This is a genomic window from Nocardioides sp. NPDC057772, assembly GCF_042798075.1.
In the GTDB taxonomy this organism is placed as follows: domain Bacteria; phylum Actinomycetota; class Actinomycetes; order Propionibacteriales; family Nocardioidaceae; genus Nocardioides.
The window spans coordinates 1-12,105 of the sequence record NZ_JBHVKN010000154.1 but is presented as its reverse complement, the minus strand read 5'-3'; the positions used below and the strand labels follow the sequence as shown (position 1 = coordinate 12,105).

At 68.4% G+C, this 12,105-nt stretch carries 12 protein-coding genes, 1 other RNA gene and 1 riboswitch; of the genes, 2 read left to right on the top strand and 11 right to left on the bottom strand.

All coding sequences use genetic code 11. From position 1 onward, the window contains the following. Positions 1–152 precede the first annotated feature (152 nt). The 5 genes from ssrA to ftsE all read right to left on the bottom strand — a co-directional run bounded on the left by ssrA (position 153) and on the right by ftsE (position 4,148). Positions 153–524, bottom strand: a transfer-messenger RNA (tmRNA) gene (gene ssrA, locus ACFVJS_RS20785). 74 nt (positions 525–598) lie between these two features. After that, entirely contained in the window at positions 599–1,078 is a 480-nt protein-coding gene (gene smpB, locus ACFVJS_RS20780) for an SsrA-binding protein SmpB (RefSeq protein ID WP_165113109.1), read from the bottom strand. A 63-nt stretch (positions 1,079–1,141) separates the two neighbouring features. Then, a complete protein-coding gene (locus ACFVJS_RS20775; RefSeq protein WP_378884295.1) occupies positions 1,142–2,353 on the bottom strand; it encodes a peptidoglycan DD-metalloendopeptidase family protein in 1,212 nt (403 codons plus the stop codon). A 124-nt stretch (positions 2,354–2,477) separates the two neighbouring features. After that, positions 2,478–3,386, bottom strand: a complete 909-nt coding sequence (gene ftsX, locus ACFVJS_RS20770) for a permease-like cell division protein FtsX (RefSeq protein WP_378884292.1) — start codon at positions 3,384–3,386, stop codon at positions 2,478–2,480. Between the two features lie 72 nt (positions 3,387–3,458). Continuing rightward, a complete protein-coding gene (gene ftsE / locus ACFVJS_RS20765) occupies positions 3,459–4,148 on the bottom strand; it encodes a cell division ATP-binding protein FtsE (protein WP_045548285.1) in 690 nt (229 codons plus the stop codon). A 74-nt stretch (positions 4,149–4,222) separates the two neighbouring features. Here ftsE and ACFVJS_RS20760 point away from each other — a divergent pair, with 74 nt between their 5' ends. After that, entirely contained in the window at positions 4,223–4,840 is a 618-nt protein-coding gene (locus ACFVJS_RS20760) for a hypothetical protein (RefSeq protein ID WP_378884289.1), read from the top strand. Positions 4,841–5,049: 209 nt separating this feature from the next. Here the strand turns inward: ACFVJS_RS20760 and ACFVJS_RS20755 are convergent, their stop codons facing one another. The 6 genes from ACFVJS_RS20755 to ACFVJS_RS20730 form a co-directional block, all read right to left on the bottom strand. Next, entirely contained in the window at positions 5,050–5,751 is a 702-nt protein-coding gene (locus tag ACFVJS_RS20755) for an alpha/beta fold hydrolase (RefSeq protein WP_378884286.1), read from the bottom strand. Positions 5,752–5,755: 4 nt separating this feature from the next. Beyond that, entirely contained in the window at positions 5,756–6,874 is a 1,119-nt protein-coding gene (gene prfB / locus ACFVJS_RS20750) for a peptide chain release factor 2 (protein WP_378884283.1), read from the bottom strand. Between the two features lie 144 nt (positions 6,875–7,018). Further along, a complete protein-coding gene (locus ACFVJS_RS20745) occupies positions 7,019–7,846 on the bottom strand; it encodes a C40 family peptidase (protein ID WP_378884280.1) in 828 nt (275 codons plus the stop codon). A gap of 5 nt (positions 7,847–7,851) precedes the next feature. Then, positions 7,852–8,025: riboswitch (cyclic di-AMP (ydaO/yuaA leader) on the bottom strand. Between the two features lie 242 nt (positions 8,026–8,267). After that, positions 8,268–8,948, bottom strand: coding sequence for a response regulator transcription factor (locus tag ACFVJS_RS20740; protein ID WP_378884277.1), 681 nt, complete (start codon positions 8,946–8,948; stop codon positions 8,268–8,270). 14 nt (positions 8,949–8,962) lie between these two features. Next, complete coding sequence (gene ligD, locus ACFVJS_RS20735; RefSeq protein ID WP_378884274.1) at positions 8,963–9,880, bottom strand: non-homologous end-joining DNA ligase; 918 nt, start codon at positions 9,878–9,880, stop codon at positions 8,963–8,965. Continuing rightward, positions 9,880–10,848, bottom strand: coding sequence for a DNA ligase (locus tag ACFVJS_RS20730; RefSeq protein WP_378884271.1), 969 nt, complete (start codon positions 10,846–10,848; stop codon positions 9,880–9,882). Before ACFVJS_RS20730 ends, ligD begins: the two co-directional genes overlap by 1 nt. Positions 10,849–11,133: 285 nt before the next feature. Between ACFVJS_RS20730 and ACFVJS_RS20725 the strand changes: the two genes are divergently transcribed. Continuing rightward, complete coding sequence (locus ACFVJS_RS20725) at positions 11,134–11,976, top strand: Ku protein (protein ID WP_378884268.1); 843 nt, start codon at positions 11,134–11,136, stop codon at positions 11,974–11,976. The last annotated feature ends 129 nt before the right edge of the window (positions 11,977–12,105 follow it).

Below are 12,105 nucleotides of genomic sequence, written 5' to 3'. Positions count from 1 at the left end.
AGACTCCAACCGGGCGCAGCTGGGCAGCGCGATCGTGCAGCCGGGCGTCTTCGACGGCGGGCAGGACCCGGCGGACCGCATCGCGACGCTGGAGCGGTTCATCACGATCCGACGTGGCCCGCGCGAAGCGCGGGCACACGTCGGCCAGAGGTTCGTGGAGCTGCGGGGAATCGAACCCCGGTCCTCGAGCGCCGTGCCAGGTCTTCTCCGGGTGCAGTCTGTGGGTGGCGTTCTCTCATCCCCGGGGCTCGACACAGACACGTCCCCGACAGGCTCATCCGACTAGTTGTCCCTCATGCCCCGTCGGCATGTGCATGAGGTGAGTCTCCTAGATGACGCCTGGATCCGAGCCGGAGACGGATACTCGGTCAGACGCTTCGATCACCGCAATCAGGCGGCGAGAGCGAAGGAACTGCGCTTAGCGTTGGCAGTTATTGGTTTCCAGCGATCGTTTACGAGATGACGCTGGCTCCTCGACCCGCTTCCCCTGGGAGCAACGTCCCAAGTCGAAACCGATCAGCCCCTTTTGAGTTTTCAACGCCCGCGGTGCAGGCAACAGGACAACACTACAGTCCCCCGAGAACATTCCCCACTCGGTTTATCCCTTCATCCCCTTGAGCTTGCGACCGACCTCGACCTCGGCCTCACGCCGGGCCGTACGCTCGGCGATGGTGTTGCGCTTGTCCCACGACTTCTTGCCCTTGGCGACGCCGATCTCCACCTTGGCGCGGCCGTTGAGGAAGTAGAGGGCGAGCGGGACGACGGTGAGGCCCTTCTCGGCGACCTTGCGCTCGATCTTGTCGATCTCGGCGCGGTGGAGGAGCAGCTTCCGCTTGCGGCGGGCGGCGTGGTTGGTCCAGGTGCCGTTGAGGTATTCGGGGATGTGGATCCCGTGGATCCAGGCCTCGCCACGGTCGATGTCGACGAAGCCGTCGACCAGGGAGGCGCGACCCTCACGCAACGACTTCACCTCGGTGCCCTGCAGGACCATGCCGGCCTCGTAGGTGTCCTCGATGTGGTAGTCGTGCCGCGCCTTCTTGTTCTGCGCGATCATCTTGCGCCCCTGCTCCTTCGCCATTCCTCCATTCTCTCAGGCAGGAGGTCATGACCGCGAAACGTTTAGGGCTCAGCCGCCCCGAAATCAGCCCAGCAGCGGCACCGGGTCGACCGGAGTCCCGTCGCGCAGGATCGTGAAGTGCAGGTGGCAGCCGGTGGACCAGCCGGTGGTTCCGGCGTACGCCACGGTCTCTCCGCGCCCGACGTTCCCCGAACGCCTCGCGTAGCTCGAGATGTGGTTGTAGACGGCGGTGTAGGAGTGCCCGTTGACCTTGCCGAGGTAGAGGTGCAGTCGGTTGCCCCACACGCTCGAGTACGAGGTCGAGATGATCTGCCCGGACTCGATGGCGAGCAGCGGCCGGCCGCACGGCGCGTGGTAGTCGGTGCCGTTGTGCAGCGCGACGTAGCCGTAGATCGGGTGCTTGCGGATGCCGTAGGGCGAGGTGATGTAGGTGTCGGTCACCGGAGGCCCGAAGAGCCCACCGACCGAGCCGACGTTGCGGTCGGTGCCGGAGCCGGCGGAGGCGAGCGCCCGGATCTTCGTACGCAGCGCCGACTCCTCCGCCTCGAGCTTGCGCAGCTCGGCGGCGTCGGCGGCTCGGGCCGCCTCGGCGGACCGCTTGGCGGTGGCCGCCTGCTCGGCCAGGGTGGACAGCTCGGCGGCTGCCGTCGCGGCCTGGTCACGGACCGCGTCGACCTCGGCGACCAGCTCGCGCGCCTTCTTCTCCTTGGCCGCGATCGCGTCGGTGGCCTCCTGCACCTCGGCCTCGCGGACGACGAGCATCGTCTCGGTCGCCTCCATCCGCTGGAGCGTGGCGCTCTGGCCCGCGTTGGCGGCGTCGACGTACGTCTGCTGGCGCATCAGGTCCTCGACGGAGCCGCCGGAGAGCAGGGCGGCCGCCTGGGCCAGTCGCGGGTCTCCGCCGGTGAACCGGCTCAAGATCTCGTCGCGCATCTGCTCGCGCTGAGCCTTCACCTCGGCCCGGCCCTCGGCGAGCCGACGCTTCGCGTCCGCGAGCAGCGCCTTCTGCTCGGCGAGCTCGGCCTTGACCTGGGTGTGGGCGGCCTGCGCCTCGACGAGCCGGGCGTTGAGCTCGTTCAGCCGGGTCTGGGCCCGGTCGAGCTTCTTCTGCGCCGCGGCGTACGCCGCCGATGCCTCCCGCAGCCCCGCACTGGAGTGCTCCAGGTCCTCGGCCGCGGCCTTCTGGTCACGCTGGATCTCCCGCTGCTCCTGCTCGAGCCGGTCCCGCTCGTCCGCGGAGGACGGCAGGGAGGGCGAGAGCAGGACGGTAGCCACGACTGCACAGCTCAGCGCAGCGGCGAACCGACCGGCACGGGGACTGCTGACACGCGGGCAGCGCACGGATCAACCTCGATCTGTGGGGGGGGAAGTAGTACCGACAGACCGTAGGCGATCCGGATCAGACCTTGATGTATTTCCTCGTGAGCAAGAGTGTCGGGACGAGCGTGAGCAGGATGCCGAGGATCGCCACGATCGCGAAGGAGCTGAAGAACTCCTCCCAGCCGACCCACTGGGTCACCGCGGTGGACGAGAGCCGCTGCTCGACGCCGAAGTACATCAACGCGGCCAGCGCGACGCCGGAGAGCCCGATGCCGACCAGCGCCACCACGAGCGACTCGAGGAGGAACGGCAGCGCGATGTAGAGGGTCGAGGCGCCGACCAGACGCATGATCCCGATCTCGCGACGGCGGGCGAAGGCGGCCAGCCGGATGGTGTTGGCGACCAGCAGCAGTGCCGCGATGACCAGCACGACGGCGCCGACCAGCGCCGCGCTCTGCAGCCCGTCCACGGCGGCGAGGATCGGTCCGGTGACCTCGTGGACGTCACCGACGTGGTCGATGCCGTCCAGCCCGGCGACCGCCTCGATGATCTCGGCGGAGTGGTGGGGGTCGGTCATCGTGACCCAGTAGGACTCCCACATGTCGTCGGCCTTGACCACCGGGTCGGGGCCGCTGACGCCCTCGACATCGAGAGCCTGCAGCCGCTCGTAGGCCTGCTCCTGGCTCTCCTCTTCGTACTTGTCGACGTACTTGTTGTCGTCGAGGGCGTCGGTGATGACCTTCTTCTGGCTGTCGTCGACGGCACCCGCGCACTGCGGGTTGCGGTCGTTGGCGCCGTTGCACATGTAGAAGGTGATCTGCAGCTCGTCGCCCCAGACCTCCTCGGTCAGCTGGGCCTGCTCGCGCAGCAGCAGGCCGACACCGGCCAACGTGAGCGAGACGAGCAGGGTCAGGGCCACCGCGACGTGCATGGACAGGTTGCGGCGGAGCCCCTGGCGGAGCTCGGTGAATACATAACGCAGCTGCATGGCGGGTAGAGGAAACTTTCTCTAGTCGTAGAGCCTGGTCGGGGCGAGCGGGTCCGGCTGAGGGCTGAGGCCTCAGAACTGCGCGCCGTAGCCGCCCTGGACCTGGTCGCGTACGAGGTGGCCGTGCTCGAGCTCGATGACGCGCTTGCGCATCTGGTCGACCATCTGGACGTCGTGGGTCGCCATCACGATGGTGGTGCCCGACCGGTTGATGCGGTCGAGCAGACGCATGATGCCGACGGTGTTGCCGGGGTCGAGGTTTCCGGTCGGCTCGTCGGCGATCAGGATCATCGGCCGGTTGATGAACGCGCGGGCGACGGCCACGCGCTGCTGCTCACCACCGGAGAGCTCGTCGGGCATCCGGTCGCCCTTGCCGTCGAGACCGACCAGCTCGAGCGTCTCCGGGACGCGCTGCCGGATCTCGCGGTTGGAGTGGCCGGTCACCTGCATCGCGAACGCGACGTTCTCGGCGACGGTCTTGTTGGCCAGGAGACGGAAGTCCTGGAAGATCGTGCCGACCTGGCGGCGCAGTCGCGGCACCTTCCAGCCGGCGAGCCGGTTGATCTCCTTGCCGGCGACGTAGACGCGGCCGGTGGTGGGCCGCTGCTCGCGCAGCATCAGCTTGAGCGCCGTCGACTTCCCCGAGCCCGACTGGCCCACAAGGAAGACGAACTCCCCCTTCTGGATGTCGATCGAAAGGCTGTTGAGGGCGGGTCGGGCCTGCCCTGGATAGGCCTTGCTGACCTTCTCGAAGCGGATCACCGCACCGAGGGTAGTGCAACGGTGGTGGGCTCAGCACTTCGGCTCTGAGATACCTGCCCCTGTACTCTGACTTGGTGCGCTCTGCAGTCCGGATCCTCATCGGTGCCGTAGTCCTCACCGCGATCGCGGTCGGGGTCGGCGTGCTCACCCTGAAAGACGACAAGCCGGAAGCGCCCGAGGTGAAGGGTGACCTGAGCACCGCTGACACCACCACGATGCACGTACGCCGCGGGGCTTTCTGCGACCGGGTCCCGACCGAGGACGCGACCGAGGCCCTCGGCGGCGCCGCCTCCGAGAAGAAGGCCTACGGCGACGGCGACCAGACCGCCATCTCGGGCGAGGTCAACGACGTCGCCCAGGAGTACGGCTGCATCTGGACCGGACCCGAGGGCTCGGCCACCTCGGCCCGCGCCTGGGTCTTCGCCCCGCCGGTCACCCTCGACTGGGCCACGCAGATGACCAAGAGCGTGCCCAAGGGCTGCAAGGCCGCGTCGACCCCTGCGTACGGAAAGCCGTCGGTCGCCCTCACCTGCACCGACGCGAAGAAGCAGCCGAAGGTGGTCTTCCGCGGGCTCTTCGGTGACGCCTGGCTCTCCTGCGAGCTCACCGGCAAGGCCGGCGAGCCGACCGCGACTGTTCAGAAGCGCGCGTCCCGCTGGTGCCTGGTGACGGCCACCGCGGCTGCCGCCTGACGAGCGCGCCCGACCGATCCCGCCTTCGGCGCGGCATTTGCGCCAGCCAAAGTCGAGTGCTTTAATCAACTTAGTCGCTCGGGCTGGGTCGGCACCTCACCGAGCGGCGCGCGCCGCCGCGGGCACTGAGTCAGAGCAGAGCCGGCTGGCGAGAGCGGGTGGGGTCCTTAGGGATGGGGATCCCACCCGCGACGCGGGACGCGTCGCATTCAGCGCAGCGACGCGAGCCAGGCCAAGACGGTGTCGGCGAACTCCTCGGGCCGGTTGCGGTGCACGAAATGGCCGACGTCGAAGTGGACCAGGTCGGCGTCCGGGATCCGGCGCGCGGCCTTCTCCAGATCGGCGGGCGGGATGTGACTGTTACCGCCGCCGGCCACGATCAGCGTCGGCATCGGCAGCAGCTCGAGCTGCTCCCACATCCACGCGTCGTACGTCGTCGCCTCGACCAGCAGGGACGCGATGCACTCCCAGTCGTGAGGCATCGGCCTGGCCGGGCGTCCGGGTCCCCTGCGCCTGCGAGGCGCGGGTGGAACGACGTCCTCGATGACCAGCCGGGAGACCAGATCGGGCCGGTGCATCGCGACCAGCAGCGCGACGTTGCCGCCGGTCGAGTGCCCGGCGACCACCGCACCGGAGATGCCGAGCGAGTCCATGGCAACGATGACGTCGTCGGCGATCAGCCGGTGGGAGTAGTCGGAGGCCCAGTCCGAGTCGCCGTGCCCACGCATGTCGAAGGCGTAGACACGATGCTCGGCCGCGAAGGGCGGCACGACCCCCTGCCACCGCTTCGCACTACCTCCGAGCTCGTGCAAGAGCACCATCGGCACCCCATCCTCAGGCCCGTAGACGTCATAGACGTACGCCGCGCCGCGGCCCGGGAGTGGAAGCCTGGTGCGCGTCCGCGCAACCATCAGCTCAGTTCTGTTCGGCCTTCTCGGCACCCCGGCGCCAGCGGATGCCGGCCTCGAGGAACCCGTCGATGTCGCCGTCGAAGACGGCCTGGGGGTTGCCGACCTCGTAGGACGTACGCAGATCCTTGACGATCTGGTAGGGGTTGAGGACGTAGTTGCGCATCTGGTCACCCCAGGAGGCGGCGACATCGCCCTTGAGCTCCTTGAGCTGGGCCTCCTCCTCGGCCTTCTTCAGCGCGAGCAGCTTGGCCTTGAGGACGATCATCGCGGCGGCCTTGTTCTGCAGCTGCGACTTCTCGTTCTGGCAGGAGACCACGGTGCCGGTGGGAATGTGGGTCAACCGGACCGCCGAGTCGGTGGTGTTGACCGACTGGCCACCGGGGCCCGAGGAACGGTAGACGTCGACCTTGATGTCGTTCTCGTCGATCTCGATCTCGTCGGTCTGCTCGAGCACCGGCACGACCTCGACCGCGGCGAAGGAGGTCTGGCGGCGGCCCTGGTTGTCGAAGGGGCTGATCCGCACCAGGCGGTGGGTGCCGGCCTCGACGGAGAGGGTGCCGTAGGCGTAGGGCGCATGGATCGCGAAGGTGGCGGACTTCAACCCGGCCTCCTCGGCGTAGGAGGTGTCGAAGACCTCGACGGGGTATTTGTTGCGCTCGGCCCAGCGGACGTACATGCGCATCAGCATCTCGGCGAAGTCGGCGGCGTCGACGCCACCGGCGCCGGAACGGATCGTGACCAGGGCCTCGCGGGAGTCGTACTCCCCCGAGAGCAAGGTGCGGATCTCCAGGCTCTCCACGGCCTTCTTCACCCGGCCCAGCTCGGCCTCGGACTCGGCGAGCGTGTCGGCGTCGCCCTCCTCCTGAGCCATCTCGACCATCAGCTCGAGATCCTCGATGCGGCTGCTCAGCTCGGTGAACTTGTTGAGCTCGCCCTGCAGCAGGGAGAGACGGCCGGTGACCCGGGTGGCGTTGTCCTGATCGTCCCAGAGGTCGGGCGCGGCGACCTGCTCGCCGAGGTCGGCGATCTCCTTGCGCATCGCGTCCAGGTCCAGCACCTGGCCGATGGTCTGCATCGTTGCCTGGAGCTGCTTGATCTCGGTGTCGAATTCGGGGCCTGCCACGTCTTACAGGTTACTTGACCGGTGGCACGCCGCCCGATTCGCCGGCCCCCTCCACACATGCGCTCGCCCTCCGGCAGGAGGACCGGAGGGCGAGCGCCAGGGGGATATGTGGGGGTCAGCCCGTCGGAACGGGCCCCGAGAACCTCAGGCCTGGTGGATCGAGCCGGCGAACCAGCCGTCCCAGGCAGCCTCCTCACGGACCGCGGTGCCCGGCTTGGGGGCGTGCAGCATGATCGCCTGACCGTTCTCCCAGCGCAGGAAGATACCGACGTGGTAGACGGGGCTGCCCCAGAACATCAGGTCTCCCCGCTGGATCTGGTCGTTCGGGATCGTCGGCAGCGCAGCGGCCTGGTCCCGCGAGACCCGCGGCAGCTCGATGCCGGCGGCACCGAAGGCGTACTGCGTCAGACCGGAGCAGTCGAACGCGCTCGGGCCGGTGGCACCCCAGACGTACGGGTCGCCGATCTGCTCCGAGGCGACGCTGATCGCCCGCTCGATCCTGCCCTGCTGGCTCGCGGCGTAGGCCTTCGCCTCCGCCTCGGCCTTCTTCTTCTCCTCCGCGGCCTTCTTGGCCGCGATCGCCGCCTTGCGCTTCGCCTCGGCCGCCTTGCGGGCTGCCTCGGCCCTGCGCTGCTGCACCTCGACAGCCCTCTCGAGCTGCTTGATGTCGGTGAGCATCGCTGCGGGGGTGGCCGAGACCTCCAGGGTCGGAGCCTCCACCACGGGTGCGGACTCGACGGTGGTCGCCTCGTGGGAGACCGGAGCGGCGTTGGCGGCGGGCACCGCCACGAGGGCACCGGCGGCGATGCCGCTGGCGAGGGTGATGCGGCCGGCGAGCCTGCCGTGGCCGCTCAGCGTCGTCCTGAGCTTGTCGACGGGGGATCCTGCGATCGTCCGGACGATCGCGACGTTCGGCACCCGGAGGGGGCGCGGCGTGCCTCGATGGGCAGGACGGGATACGGACTTGGACATGCGTGAGTTCCTTCCCACGCCTGCGAGGTGAGCTGTCGGGTTCGGGCCAGAAGGTTGCCCGGCCATCGGTGGATGGCTTCACCCCAAGCGACCGTCCGAGTTAGTCGCGTGGAACTTGGGTCCCCCGCTCCTGTCCCATACGTACTGCTGAGTGTGAGGGGTAAAGGGGGTTTCAGTAGTAGGGGCCGGCTTCCGGAGGGACAGGATTCGGCGTGTACCGGAGCCGGTCGTGCGTTGTGCACGGCCCAACCAAGGTGACATGCGATCTGAACCGGATCCAATCCAGAGGGTCCGTATTCTGAGCACATTTCGCGTGCTCACGCGTGTTTTTACCGCGGTTTGTGAGTCATCTCACGCGTTGGACAACAGTCTGACGCCGTGTTGAACTTGCGGTTACGCCGCCTCTTCGAGTCGGCTGTGCCTACTCTCCGGCTTCCAGCCGGAACCCGACCCCGCGGACCGCGACGACCTTCTCCTGCACCCCGGCTGCCTCGAGCTTCTGGCGCAGGCGCCCGACGGTGACGTCGAGGGTCTTGGTCGACCCGTACCAGTTCTCGTCCCAGACCTCGGCCATCAGCCGGTCGCGGGAGACGACCTTGTCGCGGGAGGCGGCCAGGACGGCCAGGAGCGCGAACTCCTTGCCGGTCAGCGTCACCTCGCGCTCGCCGGCGTAGACCCGGTGGGCGGCGACGTCGATGCGCAGGGCGTCGTCGTCGGTGCCGGGCTCGACCGGACCCGAGCGGCGCAGCAGGGCGCGAACCCGAGCCTGCAGGACGGCCAGCGCGAACGGCTTGGCCAGGTAGTCGTCGGCACCGGCGTCGAGGCCGACCACCAGGTCGATCTCGGCGTCGCGGGCGGTGAGGATCATGATCCCGCCCTCGTAGCCGTTGTCGCGCGCCGCCTTGCAGACCTCGAGGCCGTCCATGTCGGGCAGACCCAGGTCGAGCAGCACGAGCTCGGCCTCGTAAGGGGGCGCGAGCAGCTCCAGCGCCTTCTTGCCGGAGTCGACCCAGGTGACGTCATAACCCTCTCGCTGGAGCGTGCGCACCAGCGGAGCGGCGATGTCCTCTTGGTCTTCTACGACGAGCACGGAGTTAGACATGGGGAGAACAATAGTTAGGGGCCTGTAGCCCTTGTGAAGAGATCCCCCGATTCTGACAACCGTGTGACCACATCGTTAGGTCCGAGCTGGTCGATCGCGAGCGGATCCTCGGCTCCCTCCTCGACCTCGGCCCAGCTGACCGGGGCCGCGACCTTCGGGGTCTCCTTACCGCGCAGCGAGTAGGGACAGATGGTCGTCTTCGACCCAGAGTTCTGCGACCAGTCCAGGAACACCTTGCCTGACCTGCGGCTTTTGGTCATGGTCGCGGTCACCTTGCTCGGGTGCTGCTTCTGGAGCTGCTCGGCGATCTCCTTGGCCAGCGCGGTGGCGACATCCGGCTCCACCGCCTCGGGCAGGGCGGCGTAGAGGTGCACGCCCTTGCTGCCACTGAGCACCGGCGCCGCGGTCAGTCCGCGCTCGCCCAGCGCCTCGCGCACCAGCAGCGCTACCTGACAGCACTCCTGGAGGCCGGCCGGCTCGCCTGGATCGAGGTCGATCACGATCCGGTCGGCGCCTGCCGGGGTGCCGTCCTCGCCGACCGTCCACTGGTGGACGTGCAGCTCGAGCGCAGAGAGGTTGGCGGCCCAGGTGAGCGCCGCGAGGCTGTCGAGGATCGGGAAGGTCAGGGTGCCCTCTTTGTGGTCGGCCGTGCGCGAGCCGGTGGTCGGGACCGTGACGGTGCGGACCCAGCTCGGCGTGCCGGCCGGGGCGTTCTTCTCGAAGAAGGACATGTCGCCGACGCCGTGCGGCCAGCGGATCCGCGTCACCGCACGATCCTGGAGCTGTGGCAGGAGCACCGGGGCGATCTGGGCGTAGTAGTTGAGCACCTCCCCCTTCGTCATGCCCGTGCGTGGATAGAGGACCTTGCTGAGGCTGGTCAGGGTCAGGACCCGGCCGTCCACCTCGACGCGTACCTCTTCTCGATCGACCATCACAGATCCTCCGGCTCGATGTCCTCGCGGATGCCGATGAAGCTCGGCTGCCGCAGCCGGCCCTTGTAGCTCGGCGCGGCGACAGGGCTGCCATGGGTCTCCACCTCGACGACGAGGAGCGGCTCGACCCAGTGCGTGCCCTTCGCATCCAGGGCTGGCACCCCTCCGTCGGGGTCGACGTCCGGCCCGGCGAAGGGGCTCTTCGCGGTCTCGCGGAGCAGCTCCCCGAGCCGCTGTGCCCGCTTGCCGGTGATGCCGCTGCCGACCCGCCCGCGGTAGACCAGCCCCTCGGGTGTCGGCTGCCCGACGAGCAGGGCGCCGAGACGCTCGGCGCCGCCCTCGGTGCCGACCTCCGGCCGCCAGCCGCCGACCACGAGCGAGGCCCGGTAGCGGTGGGGCAGCTTCACCCAGTCCCGGCTCCGCTCGCCGGGCCGGTAGCGGCTGTTGCGCCGCTTCGACACGATCCCCTCCAGCCCCTGTGCCTTCGTCACCTCGTGGAGCATCAGGCCGTCGTCGTAGGTCGCCGGCACCTGCCACGACCCCAGGTCGCCGCCGGCCTGCACCGCCTCGAGGATCCTGCGTCGCTCCGTCCACGGCTCGTCGATGAGCAGCCGCCCGTCGAGACGGAGAAGGTCGAAGACCATGTACGTCGCCGGGATCCGCTCCGCGAACCGCGCCGCCCGGCGGGCGTCGCGGTTGTGCATCCGGTCCATCAGCACCCGGAAGTCGGGCAGCCCGACCTCGTTGAGCGCGATCACCTCACCGTCGACGAGCACGTCGCGCTCGGGGCCGGTCGCGATCTCGGGCCAGGCAGGGGTGGCGTCGTTGTCGTTGCGCGTGGTCAGTCGGGTCTGCGTACGTCCTCGCTCGGATTCTCCGATGAGCCGGATGCCGTCCCACTTGACCTCATGGACCCACTCGTCTCCCGGAGGAACGTGGGTGCCAGGGGTGGCCAGCATGGGGCGCATGCGTCCATCTTGCCTCTACGTGGGCAGTGCGCCCGGCAGATCGGCACGATCCTCGGGGCCGGTCGACGTCCACCCGGCATGCCTTCGGAGCATGCGGGAGCGTCAGCCACGAAGATCCACGGGTTCCTACTCCATGCCAGCACTCGGCGCGACAGGCGACGACTCGTGCACAGGTGTGCCGTTGTTGCCCGCGGCGTGACGGCTCTGACGTGGGTGAATGGGGTACCGGTATCGGCGAATCCGACAGATACTTGGTGAATTCCTACCGACTGACGAGGGGTCCGCATGCGTGCGATCTGGAAGGGCGCTGTCTCGTTCGGGCTGGTCAGCGTCCCTGTGAAGCTCTATTCGGCGACGGAGTCCCACGACGTCTCGTTCCGTCAGGTGCACAAGGCCGACGGTGGCCGGATCCGCTATCAGCGGATCTGCTCCATCGACGGCGAGGAGGTGCCCTACTCCGAGATCGCCAAGGGTTATGAGACCGAGGACGGCGAGATGGTCGTGCTCACCGACGACGACTTCGCCAACCTGCCGACGACGTCCTCGCGCGAGATCGCGGTGGAGAAGTTCGTGCCGTCGGACCAGATCGACCCGATGCTCTTCGAGAAGAGCTACTACCTGGAGCCGGAGAACACCGGGATCAAGCCGTATGCGCTGCTGCGTCAAGCGCTGCTCGAGGCAGACCGGGTCGCCCTGGTGACCGTCGCGCTGCGCCAGCGCACCACGGTCGCGGCGCTGCGGGTGCGGCCGACCGACAACGGCGACGTGATCGTGCTGCAGACCATGATGTGGCCCGACGAGATCCGGGTGCCCGACTTCAAGGTCGAGGCCGGCGAGGTCAAGGACTCCGAGATCAAGATGGCCAACATGCTCGTCGAGACGCTCGCCGGGGACTTCGATCCCGAGGACTTCTCCGACGACTACGCCAGCGCCGTCGAGGAGATGGTGAAGGCCAAGATCGAGGGTGGCGAGGTCGAGCGCACACCCACCTCCACCAAGACCTCCGGCGAGGTCGTCGACCTGCTCGCCGCCCTGCAGCGCTCGGTCGCGGCCGCGAAGAAGTCGCGCGGCGAGGAGGTCCCCGAGGAGGCCGAGGAGAAGAAGACGAAGAAGTCCAAGGCGTCCTAGGCGACCGGAGCGAGGTCGAGCGGCGAGACGACCGGAGCGAGGTCGAGCGGCGAGCTTGCTCGTCCGCTCGCGCCGAGCGAGGGAGTTACTGGGCGAAGCGCAGAGGCGGTCCGATGACAGGCGTACGAG

Excerpts from the sequence above, each read along its gene's own strand:
- ftsX (WP_378884292.1), bottom strand. The coding sequence starts at position 3,386 with ATGCAGCTGCGTTATGTATTCACCGAGCTCCGCCAGGGGCTCCGCCGC.
- ACFVJS_RS20725 (WP_378884268.1), top strand. The coding sequence starts at position 11,134 with ATGCGTGCGATCTGGAAGGGCGCTGTCTCGTTCGGGCTGGTCAGCGTC.
- ACFVJS_RS20730 (WP_378884271.1), bottom strand. The coding sequence starts at position 10,848 with ATGCGCCCCATGCTGGCCACCCCTGGCACCCACGTTCCTCCGGGAGAC.
- smpB (WP_165113109.1), bottom strand. The coding sequence starts at position 1,078 with ATGGCGAAGGAGCAGGGGCGCAAGATGATCGCGCAGAACAAGAAGGCG.
- ACFVJS_RS20755 (WP_378884286.1), bottom strand. The coding sequence starts at position 5,751 with ATGGTTGCGCGGACGCGCACCAGGCTTCCACTCCCGGGCCGCGGCGCG.
- ACFVJS_RS20740 (WP_378884277.1), bottom strand. The coding sequence starts at position 8,948 with ATGTCTAACTCCGTGCTCGTCGTAGAAGACCAAGAGGACATCGCCGCT.
- ACFVJS_RS20745 (WP_378884280.1), bottom strand. The coding sequence starts at position 7,846 with ATGTCCAAGTCCGTATCCCGTCCTGCCCATCGAGGCACGCCGCGCCCC.
- ligD (WP_378884274.1), bottom strand. The coding sequence starts at position 9,880 with ATGGTCGATCGAGAAGAGGTACGCGTCGAGGTGGACGGCCGGGTCCTG.